General features: G+C 60.4%; 13 protein-coding genes. 4 read left to right on the top strand and 9 right to left on the bottom strand.

Annotated features, from left to right (window positions below; translation table 11 throughout):
- The first annotated feature begins 130 nt into the window (after positions 1 to 130).
- A complete protein-coding gene (locus BLU24_RS08740) occupies positions 131 to 1,129 on the top strand; it encodes an AraC family transcriptional regulator (RefSeq protein WP_093099274.1) in 999 nt (332 codons plus the stop codon).
- A 169-nt stretch (positions 1,130 to 1,298) separates the two neighbouring features.
- Here BLU24_RS08740 and BLU24_RS08735 read toward each other — a convergent pair whose 3' ends face one another.
- From BLU24_RS08735 to BLU24_RS08725, 3 genes are all read right to left on the bottom strand, one after another.
- Positions 1,299 to 2,645 (bottom strand): ATP-binding protein, encoded by a 1,347-nt coding sequence (locus BLU24_RS08735; RefSeq protein ID WP_093099270.1) that lies wholly within the window; start codon positions 2,643 to 2,645, stop codon positions 1,299 to 1,301.
- Positions 2,642 to 3,319, bottom strand: a complete 678-nt coding sequence (locus tag BLU24_RS08730) for a response regulator transcription factor (RefSeq protein ID WP_093099267.1) — start codon at positions 3,317 to 3,319, stop codon at positions 2,642 to 2,644. The genes BLU24_RS08735 and BLU24_RS08730 overlap by 4 nt, the downstream gene beginning before the upstream one ends.
- 149 nt (positions 3,320 to 3,468) lie before the next feature.
- A complete protein-coding gene (locus BLU24_RS08725; RefSeq protein ID WP_090285344.1) occupies positions 3,469 to 4,074 on the bottom strand; it encodes an outer membrane beta-barrel protein in 606 nt (201 codons plus the stop codon).
- 144 nt (positions 4,075 to 4,218) lie between these two features.
- On the opposite strand from BLU24_RS08725, the gene BLU24_RS08720 reads away from it, so the two are divergent.
- On the top strand, positions 4,219 to 5,010 hold the full coding sequence (locus tag BLU24_RS08720; RefSeq protein WP_093099263.1) for a dienelactone hydrolase family protein: 792 nt from the start codon (positions 4,219 to 4,221) through the stop codon (positions 5,008 to 5,010).
- A gap of 129 nt (positions 5,011 to 5,139) precedes the next feature.
- Positions 5,140 to 5,865 (top strand): 4'-phosphopantetheinyl transferase family protein, encoded by a 726-nt coding sequence (locus tag BLU24_RS08715; protein ID WP_093099260.1) that lies wholly within the window; start codon positions 5,140 to 5,142, stop codon positions 5,863 to 5,865.
- 141 nt (positions 5,866 to 6,006) lie between these two features.
- On the opposite strand, the gene BLU24_RS08710 is transcribed toward BLU24_RS08715, so the two are convergent.
- Both BLU24_RS08710 and BLU24_RS08705 read right to left on the bottom strand, forming a co-directional pair.
- A complete protein-coding gene (locus tag BLU24_RS08710; RefSeq protein ID WP_093099257.1) occupies positions 6,007 to 7,617 on the bottom strand; it encodes an ATP-binding protein in 1,611 nt (536 codons plus the stop codon).
- Positions 7,614 to 8,336 carry a response regulator gene (locus BLU24_RS08705; protein WP_093099254.1) on the bottom strand — a complete coding sequence of 241 codons (723 nt, stop codon included), beginning with the start codon at positions 8,334 to 8,336 and terminating at the stop codon, positions 7,614 to 7,616. The genes BLU24_RS08710 and BLU24_RS08705 overlap by 4 nt, the downstream gene beginning before the upstream one ends.
- 770 nt (positions 8,337 to 9,106) lie before the next feature.
- Here BLU24_RS08705 and BLU24_RS08700 point away from each other — a divergent pair.
- Positions 9,107 to 12,001, top strand: coding sequence for a ribonucleoside-diphosphate reductase subunit alpha (locus BLU24_RS08700; protein ID WP_093099251.1), 2,895 nt, complete (start codon positions 9,107 to 9,109; stop codon positions 11,999 to 12,001).
- A gap of 1,050 nt (positions 12,002 to 13,051) precedes the next feature.
- Here BLU24_RS08700 and flgE read toward each other — a convergent pair.
- The 4 genes from flgE to flgB are packed head-to-tail and all read right to left on the bottom strand — an operon-like array spanning position 13,052 to position 16,007.
- Positions 13,052 to 14,380: a flagellar hook protein FlgE gene (flgE, locus tag BLU24_RS08690; protein ID WP_090285355.1), complete on the bottom strand. Its 1,329-nt coding sequence runs from the start codon at positions 14,378 to 14,380 to the stop codon at positions 13,052 to 13,054.
- 31 nt (positions 14,381 to 14,411) lie between these two features.
- Positions 14,412 to 15,137: a flagellar hook assembly protein FlgD gene (flgD, locus tag BLU24_RS08685; protein WP_093099245.1), complete on the bottom strand. Its 726-nt coding sequence runs from the start codon at positions 15,135 to 15,137 to the stop codon at positions 14,412 to 14,414.
- A 15-nt stretch (positions 15,138 to 15,152) separates the two neighbouring features.
- Positions 15,153 to 15,596, bottom strand: coding sequence for a flagellar basal body rod protein FlgC (gene flgC / locus BLU24_RS08680; protein WP_007899122.1), 444 nt, complete (start codon positions 15,594 to 15,596; stop codon positions 15,153 to 15,155).
- Positions 15,597 to 15,599: 3 nt separating this feature from the next.
- A complete protein-coding gene (flgB, locus tag BLU24_RS08675) occupies positions 15,600 to 16,007 on the bottom strand; it encodes a flagellar basal body rod protein FlgB (protein ID WP_093099242.1) in 408 nt (135 codons plus the stop codon).
- Between the last annotated feature and the right edge of the window lie 331 nt (positions 16,008 to 16,338).

Genomic DNA, 16,338 nt, shown 5'->3' with positions numbered 1-16,338 from the left:
CGCGCGGTGACCTGCGCATGGCGGATTTCCGCCAACTGGCCCGCCCTCGTCCTGCAATTTGGCGGAAATCCGCCTTGTTGCCCACTGGCCTCGCCGCTACCATCGGTCGCCTGAACAGGACCTGCCGCTTATGCGTGAACGCACCATCGCCAGTCATTTCGCCCGTGCCGCCCTCGGCGGCGCGCGCCGGCAAGGCTTTGATTATTCAGGCCTGCTCGAGCAGTTGGGGATCAGCCCGGAACTGCTTGAAGAGCCACGTGCGCGCCTCGCACCGGAACAATTCGCCCGTTTGATCCAGGGCCTGTGGCTGGCGCTGGACGACGAATACCTGGGATTGGGCAACGCACCGAGCAAGCCCGGCAGTTTCGCCATGATGTGCCATGCCTCGATCCACTGCCGCAACCTAGAGAAGGCGCTGCAGCGCGGCCTGCTGTTTTACAGCCTGTTCCCCGACGCGCCACGGCTGACCCTCAGCCGCGAAGATGAATGGGTGCGTTTGAGTCTCGACGATTCGCGGTTGTGGGACCCCGATCACTTTCTCACTGAAAGCCTGCTGGTGATCTGGCATCGCCTTGGCAGTTGGCTGATCGGCCAGCGGATCCGCCTCGAGCAGGCGACCTTCAGCTACCCGCGCCCCGACCATGGCGCTGAATATGACTTGCTGTTTCCGTGCCCGCTGAGCTTCGGCGCCGAGCACAGCAGCCTGCTGTTTCACAGCCGCTACCTGTCGATGCCGTTGTTGCAGGACGAGCGCACGCTCAAGCATTTCCTCGAACGCTCACCGGCGGACCTGCTCTCACGCCCGGACGACGGCGACAGCCTGAGCAGTCGCCTGCGCCGCTTGCTCAGCCGCGACAGCAGTCACTGGCCGGACCTGGAAGCGGTTGCGGCACACCTGCACATCAGCCCGCAGACCCTGCGCCGGCATTTACGCGAGGAAGGCACGAGTTTTCAGGAGCTCAAGGATCAACTGCGGCGGGATATCGCCATCTATCATCTGGGGCGCGCGGATCTGTCGTTGCAGCAGATTGCCGAGCAGTTGGGTTTCTCTGAGCCCTCGGCGTTTCACCGGGCGTTCAAGAAGTGGACCGGGTTGACACCGGGGGCTTATCGGGCGCGGGAGTTGTAGGTAGCAGGATCAAAGGCCCCTCACCCTAGCCCTCTCCCAGAGGGAGAGGGGACTGATTGGGGATTGAATCCGAATGCGCTGCCATCGCCCAGGTCGACAATTTTTCGCAAACCACTTCGGTCAGTCCCCTCTACCTCTGGGAGAGGGTTAGGGTGAGGGCAAGCGCCATTCACACCGCCGGAAAATGAATCCTGAACGCCGCCCCGCCCAACGGTGAGTCGCCCAGTGCCAGTCGGGCGTTGTAGCTTTCGATGATGTCCTTGACCACCGCCAGCCCGATGCCCTGCCCCGGATGTTGTGCATCCAGCCGTTCGCCGCGTTCGAGTATCCGCGCGCGCTGATCCGACGGCACACCGGGGCCGTCGTCCTCGACGCATAGCTCGACCCCGGCCAGCGACTCGCGCACGCTGATGCGCACTTCGCCCAGGCACAGCCGGTAGGCATTCTCCAGCAGGTTGCCGAGCATTTCCAGCAAGGCGCCCTGCTCGATCGGCACGTAACAATGTTCAGGCAGATCGAAAACCACGCGCACCTGCTTGTCGCGATAGACCTTGTCCAGCGTGTCGCACAGGCTTTTGAGCACCGGTCGCAGCTTGACCTGATGGCGCACCAGACCGCTTTTGCGCAGGCTCGCCCGTTGCAGTTGATAGCTGATCTGCTGGCTCATGCGTTCGATCTGACTTTGCAGCACCCACGCTTGATCGCGTTCTTGAGGACGCTGGGCCATGTCTTCGCTGACCCCTTGCAGTACCGCCAGCGGGGTTTTCAGGCTGTGAGCGAGATCGTCGAGGGAATCGCGGTAGCGGCTGCGCTGCTGACGTTCGCTGAGCAGCAAGCGGTTGAGCGAGCCGGTCAGGCGCAGCAGTTCGCGCGGGTGTTTTTCGGTCAGGCTTTCGCGAGTGCCGCCCTCGATTTCATCGAGCTCCTGGCTGAGGCGGCGCAAGGCCTTGAGGCCCCAGGTCAGGCCGATCCACAACAGCGCCAGCAACACCAGGAGTGCCGCGCCGAAGCCCAGATAAAGATTTTCGCGCAAGCCTTCGAGGGTGGTTTCGTATTCACGCACCGGTTGCAGGGCGACGATGCTGAACGCGGCGCTTTTGCCGCCGAGCAATTTCACCTCCACGTCGTAAACGAAGAACTCCTGGCCGTTGCTTTCGCGAATGCGCGCGAACTCATTGCCGAGACCGTCATAGCGCGGCTTGTAGTTGATCTGTTCTTCCTGAGTGGCCTTCGAACGCCAGACCAGACGGCCTTCGCGATCATAGATGTAGCCAAGCAAGCGGAAGTCCGTGAGGTTGAAACGCTCGTCCGGCAACTGCGTCGGCATGACCAGCCGACCGTTTTCAATGCGCGCGGCGGAAATCAGCGTGGTCACGTCCGAGGCCAGGCGCTGCTCGATCGAATCCTGCAAGGCCAGGCTGAACGCGCCTTGCATGGCCGGGAGCAAGGCGAGCATGAACAACACCGCCAACGTGGTGGCGGCGAGCATCAAACGAACGCGAAGGGAACGGATCAAGTGCAGCGCTCATTGAACAAGTAGCCGAGGCCGCGCACGGTATCGATTGGCTTGAACCCGGCCGGTCCCTCAAGCTTGCGGCGCAGACGGCCGACCAGCACTTCGATCACGTTCGGATCGCGCTCGTCGTCGTCCGGGTAGAGTTGTTCCATCAGGCGATCCTTGGGCACCACCTGCTGGTGGTGGCGCATCAGGTATTCGAGAATGCGGTACTCGTAGGCTGTCAGCGCCAGCGGCTGCTCGTCGAGGCTGGCCTGCTTGCGATTGAGGTCGAGCAGCAGCGGCCCGGCAACAATGGTCGACTGAGTGAAACCACTGGAGCGGCGCAGCAAGGCATTCAGGCGTGCGTCGAGTTCTTCGAACTGGAACGGCTTGACCACGTAATCATCGGCGCCCGCAGCGAGGCCTTCGACCTTGTCCTGCCAGTTGCCGCGCGCCGTGAGAATGAGGATCGGGAAGGACTTGCCGCCCGAGCGCAACTGGCGGATCAGGTCGAGCCCACCCATGCCCGGCAGGCCAAGGTCGATCACCGCCAGGTCGAAGTTGAACTGTCCGGTCTGGTACAGCGCCTCCTCGGCATTGGCCACGGATTCGACCACATGACCGCTCTCGGTGAGGCGGGTTTGCAGATGATGGCGCAACAGCGCTTCATCTTCGACGACCAACAGTTTCATAAAGCTCTCCCAGGCAATTCAAAAATCTCCAGACAACCCCTGTGGCAGCCGGCCTGCTGGCGATTGCAATTTGGCAGCCGACAAATATCGTCGAATGTCAGGGCGCTATCGCCAGCAGGCTGGCTCCCACAGGTACCGAGGCGACCGACTTAGAAATAATAGTTGGCCGACAGATAAGTCTGCGCGCTGCTGGTCAAGTCCAGCGAGCCCTGCTTGCTGCCGCCGCTTTCTTTCATCTCGGTGCTGGCGTTGCTGCGCAGGTAACGGTAACCGAGTTCGACCGAGGTGTTCTGCGAGACTTGCTGCAACACACCGAGCTGACCGCCGACGGCGTAGCCGATGTCACTGTCGCGGCTGTAGCCTGGTGAATCCTGGGTCAGCTTGGTCAAGCCTGCGGTGGCGCCACCAAACAATTTGGTGCTGCCGCCCACCGGGTAGAACAGATCGTAACTGCCCAGCAAGTTTTCCTGGCGCAGTTTAATGCCATTGTGCGAGCCCGACACGTTGTCGTAAGTGGCGTAGTAGCGGCCCTGGCTGTTTTGCTGACCGAGGCGCACGCCGTAGGTATTGTTACCGTCGATGGCACCGGTGGCGTTCGGATGGTCGAGGTTGTTGTTCAAGGAGCGGGACTTGTCGATCTTGTCACTGGTCTGGCCGAAGGTCAGGCCGGCGAAGTTCGAAGACGTGTCGGCCTGGGCCGCGATACTGGCGCTCATGACGCTCAAAGCCAGCAACAGTTTGTTCAAACGAGTCATGGGTAGTTTCCTCTTGCACAGTGCTGTTGGGGTATGGCGCAAGATTACTGAGCGCCCCCTGTACCGGCCCTGAACCGTCTCTGAACCTGACCTGAATCAAATCGACTAGGCTGTTCTGACCACTTTCGCGAAGGAGACCCGATCATGCGTTTGTTCCTTGCCCTCACCTTGCTGGCCGTCAGCAGCCTCACCCAGGCGGCGATCAAGACCGAAGAAATTCCCTACCAGAGCGCCGACGGTACAAAACTGATCGGTTACTACGCCTATGACGACGCCATCAAAGGCAAGCGTCCCGGTGTCGTCGTGGTTCACGAGTGGTGGGGGCTGAACGATTACGCCAAGCGCCGTGCCCGTGATCTCGCCGCGCTGGGCTACAGCGCGATGGCGATCGATATGTACGGCGACGGCAAAAACACCGAACACCCGAAAGACGCGATGGCGTTCATGCAGGCGGCGACTCAGGATGCGGCGGCGGCCAGCAAGCGCTTCGAGGCCGGGCTGAATTTACTGAAGAAACAAGCACAGACCGACGCGGATAAAATCGCCGCGATCGGTTACTGCTTCGGCGGCGCTGTGGTGCTGAATGCGGCGCGTCAAGGCGTGCCGCTGGCGGGTGTGGTGAGTTTCCATGGCGCGCTGGCCACCAAGACCCCGGCTACGCCCGGCAGCGTCAAGGCGAAGATTCTGGTCGAGCACGGCGCGCTGGACAGCATGGTCACCGCCGACAACGTCACTGCGTTCAAGGCGGAAATGGACAAGGCTGGGGCCGACTACAAGTTTGTCAGCCTTGATGGCGCCAAGCATGGTTTCAGCAATCCCGATGCGGATCGCCTGAGTCATGGTGAGCATGGCGGCCCGGATATTGGTTACAACAAGGCCGCGGATGAAAAGTCCTGGGCGGACATGCAGGCGTTTTTCAAGTCGATCTTCAGCTGATAGCGTCTACCCCGATCGTTCCCACGCTCTGCGTGGGAACGATCTGTGCGGCGGTTGGGAGCGAGCCTGCTCGCGAAGGCCGCACCGCCGTTCTCGACCTTGCCCCGACTAACCGGCAAAATGCCCGCCATGAACCTAGCCCCCACCCTCCCCGCCTGCTGCACCGCGCTCGACAGCCATTGGCCGTTGCCGATCGTGTTGCCCGACACCGTGCTGATCAGCACGCAATTCGATCCGGCCCAATTGCTGGCTGATGATTTTCAGCGCAGCGCGATCGTGGCGCCGCCAAGCATTCAGCGCTCGGTAGCCAAGCGTCAGGCCGAGTTTCTCGCGGGGCGAATTTGCGCCCGCGCGGCGTTGCAACAATTGCAGGGCAACGGCGCGGCTCCGGCGATCGGCGAAGATCGCGCACCGGTGTGGCCGGCGCCTATCTGCGGCTCGATCACCCACAGCAGCGGTCGCGCCGCCGCGATCGTCGCCAACAAGCAGCACTGGCGCGGCTTGGGCATGGACCTGGAAAACCTGCTGAGCGATGACCGCGCCGCGCGTCTGGCCGGGGAAATTCTCACGCCGGCGGAAATGCAGCGCATGGCTGCCGGTTCGAAGGAGCTACGGGCGCTGTGGGTGACGCTGACGTTTTCGGTCAAGGAAAGTTTGTTCAAGGCGCTCTACCCGATCGTGAAGCAGCGCTTTTACTTCGAGCATGCCGAAGTGCTGGAATGGACCGAGGCAGGCGCGGTGAGGTTGCGCTTGCTGACGGATTTGTCGAGCGAGTGGCGCAACGGATCGGAGCTGGAGGCGCAGTTCGGCGTGCAGGATGGGCAGTTGTTGAGTCTGGTGAGCATTCAGGCCTGAAGTTTTGCATTGCCTGCAGGGTCCTCATCGCTGGCAAGCCAGCTCCCACAGTATTCCCGGTAAACACAGAATCCATGTACACCCGCGAAACCTGTGGGAGCTGGCTTGCCAGCGATGAGGCCGGTACTGCCACCACACAACCTACCGCCGTTCCTGATTCCTCGGCCAGCTCAAACTGAAACACGCCCCACCCAGGCTCTTGCTCTTGCCGATGATCGCTCGGCCGTCGTGCCAGTGAATGATCCGGCGCACGATCGACAACCCCAGACCATGCCCGCCCGAAGCTCGCGTGCGGCTGTCATCCAGACGCAGGAACGGCGTGAAGATTCGCTCCCAGGCCACTTCCGGCACACCCGGGCCGTCATCCTCGACATCGACCCGGCAGCGTAATTGCCCGACCTGATAACTCACCGTCACGTTACCGCGCGCATGGCGCATGGCGTTGCTCACCAGATTCTGCAACGCACGGTGCAGATAACGCGGCTCAGCCTCGACCCAGGCATCGTCATTATCGGCGGCGGACAGGCACAAACCGCGCTGCACGGTGACTTCGGCGCGCAGGGGCGCCAGCTCTGCGATCACTTGATTGACCAACGCATCGAGGTCGACACGCTGGAAGGTCAACGCCGGCGAACCCTGCTCCAGGCGTGCATAGGTGAGCATTTCATCGACCAGCTTATCGAGGTCCTCGATGTCGTGGTCCATGCCCTCCCGGTATTTTTCCAGGGCTTGCGGCGTGGTTGCCGAGCCGATCATCTCCAGACCGAAACGCAAACGTGCCACCGGCGTGCGCAATTCGTGGGACACCGCGCGCACCAGTTCGCGCTGGATCGCCAGCAATTGCTGCAAGTGCTCGGCCATGCCATTGAACGCCGCGGCCAGCCGCCCGACCGAGTCGGCACCGCGCGCCGGCACCCGGGTTTCGAGGCTGCCCTTGGCGATGCGCGTGGCTGCGGCTTCAAGGCCACGCAAGCGCCGCTCGAGCTGCCGCACCAGCAGATAAACGATCAGCCCGATCAGGGTCAGGCCCAGCGCGGCGATCAGCACCAGCCATTCCGGCGGGTACGGGTTCATTTGATACAGCGGGCCGATTTCCAGCACCCACGGCGTGCCGACCATGCCGGCAAACACGCGGATCGAGTCGCCGCCCTTGCCCAGCGCCATCACCGTGTCGCCCTCCGAGACCCGCCGACTCTGGTCCTCGTCCATGTCAGCGTCGTTCACCGTGACCAGACGCAGGTCGAATCCAAAGCCCTTCTCTTCCTTTATCTGCGCCAGGCGTTTCGGCTGCTCGGCAACCGGTACGCGCACCAGTTCGTCGGCCAGGAGATAAATCGTCGCCCGCGCCAGTTGCTCACTGATCTGCTGCACTTCACCGGTGAGCACCAGTTGTTCCTTGTCGCTAACCAGCCGATAGACTTTGGCCGCGTGCGGGCCGGTTTGTTCGACCAGCGCCTGCCCGCGCTGCACTCGGGTGCGCTGGGTCAGATCGAGGTCCGTTTCGGTAAATTTCTTCAGCGCCAGCGGGATGCCGAGCAAACGCTCCCACACCAGCAGTGCGCGATGGCGCTCGGTTTCGTTCATCGGCTGCAGATTGTCGGCCATCAGCGAAAATGTGCCGTGGGCCAGGCGTTCACGGTATTGCTCGCTGCGCACCTGATTGAGCAAGTGCAGCGCCAGCACGCCGAGCACAGCGACCAGAATCAGCGCGGCGCACATGCCGCCATAGATGCGCAGGAATATCGAGTTCACAACGAAAGGTCTATGCAGGCTTCGGGAACGAACAGATAGCCTTTGCTGCGAATGGTCTTGATCAGGCGCGGATGGTCGGGGTCGTCGCCAATTTTCGGGCGGATCCGCGAAATGCGTACATCGATCGAGCGGTCCTGGCCGTCATAGCCGATACCGCGCAACGCGGTGAAGATTTCTTCGCGGGACAAGATGCGCCCGGCGTTGGCGACCAAAAGCCAGAGCAGGTCGAATTCGGCGCTGGTCAGTTCGATGCCAATGTCATTCAGCCAGGCTTCGCGCAAGGCGTTATCGACCACCAACGGCCCGAATTGCAGACGACGGGATTTCTCCGCGGCCGGTTCCGCGCTGTCACTGCGCCGCAGCAACGCCTGGATCCGCGCCAGCAACAGGCGCGGGCGCACCGGCTTGCACACGTAATCGTCGGCCCCGAGGTCCAGTCCCTGAATCTGGTCGGCGTCGTCGGTTCGCGCGGTGAGCATCAGGATCGGCCCGTCGAACTGAGTGCGTACCTTGCGACAGATGCTCAGACCGTCTTCGCCGGGCAGCATCAGGTCAAGGATGACCAGGTCCGGCTGTTCCTTGATGATCCGTGCCGCCGCCAGCGCGCCATTGCCTTCGATATCCACGCGCAATCCATTGGCTTGCAGGTAGTCACGCGTCAGCTCGGCCAGACGCTGGTCATCCTCGACGATCAATACCTGAAAGGCTTGTTGCTCCACCGGTGACCTCTGCTTGCTGTTGTTATTGATAATGGAGGATCTGCTGACCAACACGGGACCTGCAGGACTTTCGCCATCCTCCCGTCTTTTTGTCATGTTCAAGGAGGATAAGAATGCCCACGCCGCCAGCGATTGTATAAACGCCGCTCACCCGGAAAACAAGTCGGTAAATGCGTTCGGACCAGGCGAAAAACTATGGTAGGGTTCGCGCCCTTAAAAAACCGCTGAAGCGTTTTTTCCGGGCAAAAAAACAGTGACAAACGGTCTGGCTCAGCCGGTTCGCGGCCTACACGCGTTTTCCCTGTTTCTTACACAATTTACGCACAGGCTTATCCACAGCCAGTACGTTGCAAGCCCCCTCAAAACGCATTATCTTGTAGCACGGCGAAAACAGAGACCCTACATGTAGGGTTTTTGCCTGAAGCGCCCAACCACATTTCAGACCTGAAACTCAAGCGCTTTATTGCGAGTTTCAGGTGGAACGAAGCAAGTTTTTCGAAGCCCAAACCGCGCTTGCGGATGGCACCGTTTTTTTAGTCCGAAGCGGACAAAACGGTATGGGTGTTGCAGTCATTACTGTCACCCGGGAGGGAATCCGGTTTCGGGCATTGGCCCGCAACCAGAACTTCGGCAGGGACGCGGCGTTGCAGCCTTTTTCGTCTGTTCCGAAGTGGTAATTGCCGACGCAAGTCGGTTGCAGTGCTTCGGTACAGAACGGTGAGCACCATGACGGTGCCAAACAAACATAGAGAATGTGGAGACCACCCCCCATGCAAACCGACACAACTCGCGAGAACCCGCAGGGCACCTTGCCGCAGGCCGCCGATTCGACTTCGGATCTGGCAGCTACCGCGCCTGGCCAGCTGCGCGTGATCAAGCGTAATGGCACTGTCGTTCCTTACACTGATGACAAGATCACCGTCGCTATCACCAAAGCGTTTCTCGCAGTTGAGGGCGGCACCGCTGCCGCTTCGTCGCGAATCCATGACACCGTGGCCCGCCTGACCGAACAGGTCACCGCGACCTTCAAGCGTCGCATGCCGTCGGGCGGCACCATCCACATCGAAGAAATCCAGGACCAGGTCGAACTGGCCCTGATGCGTGCCGGCGAGCAGAAAGTGGCCCGTGACTACGTGATCTACCGCGACGGTCGTTCGAAAGAACGCGCTGCCCACGCGCCGGCCGAAGCCGCCGTCAACGCACACCCGTCGATCCGCATCACCCGCACCGACGGTAGCCTGGCGCCGCTGGACATGGGCCGCCTGAACACCATCGTCACCGAAGCCTGCGAAGGCCTGGAAGAAGTCGACGGCGACCTGATCCAGCGCGAAACCCTGAAAAACCTCTACGACGGCGTGGCCCTGACCGACGTCAACACCGCACTGGTCATGACTGCGCGTACCCTGGTCGAGCGTGAGCCGAACTACTCGTTCGTCACCGCCCGCCTGCTGATGGACACCCTGCGCGCCGAAGGCCTGGGTTTCCTCGGTGTCGCCGAAAGCGCCACTCACCACGAAATGGCTGACCTGTACGCCAAGGCACTGCCGGCCTACATCGCCAAAGGTATCGAGTTCGAACTGCTGAACCCTGTGCTGGCCTCCTTCGACCTGGAAAAACTGGGCAAGGCGATCAACCACGAGCGCGATCAGCAATTCACCTACCTGGGCCTGCAAACCCTGTACGACCGTTACTTCATCCACAAGGATGGCGTGCGTTTCGAACTGCCGCAGATCTTCTTCATGCGCGTGGCCATGGGTCTTGCGATCGAAGAGAAGCAGAAAGAAGACCGTGCGATCGAGTTCTACAACCTGCTGTCCTCGTTCGACTACATGGCTTCGACCCCGACCCTGTTCAACGCCGGCACCCTGCGTCCACAGCTGTCGAGCTGCTACCTGACCACCGTGCCGGATGACCTGTCGGGCATTTACCACGCGATCCACGACAACGCCATGCTGTCGAAATTCGCCGGTGGCCTGGGCAACGACTGGACCCCTGTGCGTGCGCTGGGCTCGTACATCAAGGGCACCAACGGCAAGTCGCAAGGCGTGGTGCCGTTCCTCAAAGTAGTGAACGACACCGCTGTGGCCGTGAACCAGGGTGGCAAGCGCAAAGGCGCTGTGTGTGCCTACCTGGAAACCTGGCACATGGACATCGAAGAGTTCATCGAGCTGCGCAAGAACACCGGTGACGATCGTCGTCGTACCCATGACATGAACACCGCCAACTGGATCCCTGACCTGTTCATGAAGCGCGTCTTCGATGACGGCAAGTGGACCCTGTTCTCGCCATCCGAAGTTCCGGACCTGCACGACCTGACCGGTAAAGCCTTCGAAGAGCGTTACGAGTACTACGAAGCGCTGACCGAATACCCAGGCAAGGTCAAACTGTTCAAGACCATCCAGGCCAAAGACCTGTGGCGCAAGATGCTGTCCATGCTGTTTGAAACCGGCCACCCATGGCTGACCTTCAAAGACCCGTGCAACCTGCGTAGCCCGCAGCAGCACGTCGGCGTGGTCCACAGCTCGAACCTGTGCACCGAGATCACCTTGAACACCAACAAGGACGAGATCGCCGTCTGCAACCTGGGCTCGATCAACCTGCCGAACCACATCGTCGACGGCAAGCTCGATACCGCCAAGCTGCAACGCACCGTCAACACCGCCGTGCGCATGCTCGATAACGTGATCGACATCAACTACTACTCGGTGCCGCAAGCGAAGAACTCCAACTTCCGCCACCGTCCGGTCGGTCTGGGCATCATGGGCTTCCAGGACGCTTTGTACCTGCAGCACATCCCTTACGGTTCCGACGCGGCTGTCGAGTTCGCCGACAAGTCGATGGAAGCGGTCAGCTACTACGCGATCCAGGCCTCCTGCGACCTGGCCGACGAGCGCGGTGCGTACGAGACGTTCAACGGTTCGCTGTGGTCCAAGGGCATCCTGCCGCTGGATTCGCAACAGATCCTGATCGAACAGCGCGGCCAGAAGTACATCGATGTCGACTTGAACGAAAGCCTCGACTGGGCACCGGTTCGCGCCCGTGTACAGAAAGGCATCCGTAACTCGAACATCATGGCCATCGCACCGACCGCAACCATCGCCAACATCACCGGCGTATCGCAGTCGATCGAACCGACCTACCAGAACCTCTATGTGAAATCGAACCTGTCGGGCGAATTCACCGTGATCAACCCGTACCTGGTTCGCGACCTGAAAGCGCGCGGCCTGTGGGACTCGGTCATGATCAACGACCTGAAGTACTACGACGGTTCGGTTCAGCAGATCGAACGCATCCCGCAAGAACTCAAAGAGCTCTACGCGACCGCGTTCGAAGTGGACACCAAGTGGATCGTTGACGCCGCCAGCCGTCGTCAGAAGTGGATCGACCAGGCCCAGTCGCTGAACCTGTACATCGCCGGCGCCTCGGGCAAGAAGCTCGACGTGACCTACCGCATGGCCTGGTACCGTGGTCTGAAAACCACCTACTACCTCCGTGCCCTGGCCGCGACCAGCACCGAGAAGTCGACCATCAACACCGGCAAGCTGAACGCTGTCTCCAGCGGCGGCAACCATGGTGATGATTCGGTCCTGGCCGCTCCAGCCGGTCCGGCACCCGTGCCAAAGGCCTGCGCGATTGACGAGCCGGATTGCGAAGCTTGCCAATAAGCTGAGCTGACTCGGGCGTTGCGAGACGCCTGAGACTTCCAGAAAAAAGAAAAACCCCCGACAGACTTCTGGTTTGTCGGGGTTTTCTTTTTTGGGGGGTGGGGATTGGAGATTGGAAGATTGGGGGCATATCCGTTGCTGCGGGGGCTGCCGCTGGCGGTTTCGCTCTTACAGCGACTGACTTTTCCAGACGCCGAAAAGTAAGCAAAAGGCTTTGCCCCGGCGTTCGGCCCCTCGCTGGAGCTCGGGGTTCCTTCGTTACGGAATCGCTCCGGGCGCAGCGGCTACGGTTTGCTTCGCTGCACCTACTTCCGCTGTGTACGACTTCGTCGTACGGTCGCTACGCTCCCACGCCCAGATCGATCCCTTCACTCAGCCTTCCGAAGGGGCAAAAGATCAAAAGCCAGAGCAAAAGCCAGAGCAAAATCAAAAGCCGGATCAAAATCAAAAGCCCCTCACCCTAGCCCTCTCCCGGAGGGAGAGGGGACTGACCGTGGTGGATGTGGGAGATACGCTGAACTGGGATATCGAGTTGAATCCAGCACTTGAAAAGCACACCGATCGGCTCCCTCTCCTCGGGGAGAGGGCTGGGGTGAGGGGCGAATACACCACAAATCCCAAACCAACCACCCGCTTCTAACCACTCAACAATGAGCGCCAGCTCGAGTGCTCTTGATCTTGATCTTGCCTAACCAGCGACATCGGAAGGCTGAGCGCAGGGATTGATCCGGGCGTGGGAGCGCAGCGACCGTCTGGCGCAGCCAGACACAGCGGAAGTAGGTGCAGCGAAGCAAACCGTAGCCGCTGCGCCCGGATCGATCCCGGAGCGAAGGGACCCGAGCCTGCGAGGGCCGAACGCAGGAGCAAAGCCTTTTGGTTCCTTTTTGGCGTTTGAAAAAGGGACTCGCCGTAAGGGCGAAACCGCCAGCAGCATCACCCACAAAAACGGATATTCACCCAAAACCCAAGAGCCTGGTCGGCCCACAGGCCGCCAAGGCCAAAAAAAAAGCCCCTCAAAACGAGGGGCCCAAAAAACCATCACAAACCCAATCAGGTCATCTGAATAATGGTCTGCATAATCGTGCTCTGAGTCGAAATGGTCTTGGCGTTCGCCTGATAGTTGCTCTGACCCTTGATCAGATCAACCAGCTCATTGGTCAGGTTAACGTTCGACTCTTCCAGCGAGTTGGACACCACCTCACCCAACGTACCGGTTTTCGGTGCGTCGTAGCCCGGAATACCCGAAGCGAAAGTCTCTTTCCAGCTAGTGCCACCCACCGCCTGCAAGCCCTGCTCGTTGGTGAAACTGGCCAGCGCGACCTGACCAATCGCCTTGCTCTGGTTGTTGCTGAAGTTGGCAAACATAGTACCGGTGCCATCGATTGTCAGGTTGGTGATCTGGCCAGTGGCGTAACCATCCTGAGTCGGGATCGTGCGCGAGGTATCGGCGTTGTATTGGGTAGTCTTGGCCATCGAAATGGTCACACCCGCCGGGTTCGCCGCTGCACCGTTAGCCTTCCAGACGCCATCGGTCACTGTGCCTGGCACCCAGCCTTTGAGCGTAAGATCGCTGCTGATGATCGCCGGGCCACCCAACGGATTTGGCGTGCTGACCTGGGTCAGCTTGCCGGTCGCGTCGAAGGACAGCGTCGAGGCCACAGGCGCCGTGACTTTCGGATCGCTGCCGGTTGCATCCGGGTTACGACCGTCGACCAGAGTGTAGACCTTCCAGGTGTTGGCACCGGTTTTCACCATGTACTGATCCATGGTGTGCTGGTTACCCTGGCTGTCATAGATCGGGGTGCTGAACGACTTGGTGTAGGTCGCGGTGTTGGTAGGGTCAAACTTGCCCGCCGGCACCGTGTCGTCGATCACAGCAGCAGTCGAATTCAGGTTGATGCTCGAAGTCACTGCCGACGTCGACTTCGGTGCCAGGTTCGAGGTGTCGATCTTCAGATCGGTCAACACGCCGTTGATGATCTTGCCATTGGCATCCACACCGTAACCCTGCAAACGCGAGGTGTAGTCGGTGTTGGTGATGTAACCGGCATTGTCGACCTTGAAGGTACCGGCACGGGTGTAGGACACCGAACCGTTGTTGCTCATGGTGAAGAAACCGGAACCGTTGATACCCATGTCCAACACGTTGCCGGTGTTGTTGATGTCGCCCTGGGTGAACTGCTGGGAAACGTTGGCCAGGCGCACGCCGTTACCGATGACTTTGCTGCCGCTGCCCAGACGAGTCGACGAATACACGTCCTCGAATTCTGCGCGCGAGGATTTGAAACCGGCGGTGGCAACGTTGGCGATGTTGTTGCCGGTCACGTCCAGTTGCTTGTTGGCTGCATAGAGACCGCTAAGGCCGATATTGAAAGACATATTCCACTCCTTTATGCCGGGTTAGTCGGCTCTATATACCAATGGTTTGAACTTTGGACAGGGCGACGGTGCCCTTGCCGGCCAGGTTGAGCATCAGCTCGCCGCCGGTCTGGCTGATCGTCACGCTGTTGACGGTCGCTGGCAGGTAAGTCGCCAGGTCCGTTGCGGCGCCGTTGATCGGTGCGTTGGCCTTGAAGGTGTAAGTACCGACCGGCACCACGGTGCCAGCGGTGTCCTTGCCGTCCCAGGTGAAGCTCGCGTCGCCAGCGGCGCGGCTGCCCAGATCGATGGTGCGAACGGTCTTGCCGTCCTTGTCGGTGATGGTCACGGTGCCACCGGCAATCGACGAAGGCACGGTGACCGAACCAGTCAGGCCTTTGCTCGGATCATCGAGCTGTGCGGTGTTGGTCTGCACGATCACGTTACGGCCAACCAGCGACGACGCTTGCAGCGCCTGCGATGAGTTGTAGTTGCCGGCCAGGCCACTCACGGTGGAGTTCAGCGTGGTGATGCCTTCGAGGCTGCTGAACTGCGCCAGCTGGGCAACGAATGCACTGTTGTCCTGCGGGTCGAGCGGGTTCTGGTTTTTCAGCTGGGTCACCAGCAACTGCAGGAACGCATCCTTGCCCAGCGCTTGCCCGCCGGTGCTGCTGTTGGTCGCCGAAGCAATGCCATCGGTGGTCGAACTGGTCTTTTTCGACGAGTTCGACAGGATGTCATTCATGCTCAGGGAGCTGGTGGTATCGGTAACGCTCATGGCAGTCGCCCCTTATTACTGACCGAGGGTCAGCACCTTCTGCATCATGGTTTTGGCGGTGTTCATCATTTCGGCGTTGGTCTGGAACGAACGGCTCGCGGAAATCATGTCAGCCATCTCTTCCACCACGTTGACGTTCGGGTAGTAGACGTAGCCCTTGCCGTCGGCCGCAGGGTGATTCGGCTCGTAACGCGCTTCGAGGTTGCTCTGGTCTTCGACCACACCGAGCACCTGCACGCCTTGACCGGCCGCGTCCTGGTTCTGGAACAGCGAATCGCTGCCGCCGCTCTGGCCGCCCTGGAACATGGTGGCGAACACCGGGTGACGGGCGCGGTAGGTCTGGTCGATGCTCGACGAGACGGTCTCGGCGTTGGCGATGTTCGAGGCCACGGTGTTCAGACGCGTGGTCTGGGCGCTCATGCCGCTGCCGGCAATGTTGAAAACGCTGGACAGGGACATGGATTACTCTCCGCGCAGGGCTGACACCAGCCCTTTGAATTTGCTGTTGAGCAGGGTGAAGCTGGCCTGGAAGCCGACGGCGTTTTCCGCGTAGTTGGACTGTTCCAGTTGAGCGTCCACGGTGTTCTGGTCGATCGAAGGCTGCATCGGCGTGCGATACATCAGCGACTCGTCGCCATTGCCCAGACCTTCAGCTTCGATGTGACGGCTGTTGGTCTTGTTGAGGGCAATGGTGCCGTTGGCGTTTTTCTGGCTCTGGGCTTCGAGTACTTTCGAGAAGTCCAGATCCCGCGCCTTGTAGTTCGGGGTATCGGCGTTGGCGATGTTGTTGGCCAGCACTTCGGCACGCTGGGCGCGGAAGCCCAAAGCCTTTTCGTGAATGCCGAGCGCTTTGTCGAAGCTGATGCTCATGTCGGGAACCTTCAGGTGACCGGATTTTTCGTAACTGAGCTTTAGCAAGCGTCGTGCCAGAGTGTAAAACTCCCGGTTTCCGTGGCTTTGCGGGCGATCGGCAAAGCGGCAATGCCAGAAAAGCGGCAACCGCCTTCCGCCAGATGCCGCTTTTCTGCCGCTTGGTTGCCTCTCGCCGGTTACATGAACCCTGTGGGAGCGGGCTTGCCCGCGATGACGGTATATCTGGTGAATTTATATCGACTGACAGGGCGCCATCGCGGGCAAGCCCGCTCCCACAGGGGTTATTGGTGTCAGGAACAATTACGGCAGGCACAAAAAAACGGGAGCC

It is taken from the genome of Pseudomonas sp. Z003-0.4C(8344-21), from assembly GCF_900104975.1.
Lineage (GTDB): Bacteria > Pseudomonadota > Gammaproteobacteria > Pseudomonadales > Pseudomonadaceae > Aquipseudomonas > Aquipseudomonas granadensis.
The sequence above is the reverse complement of the archived record's forward strand: the minus strand, read 5'-3'. Positions and strand labels throughout refer to the sequence as shown.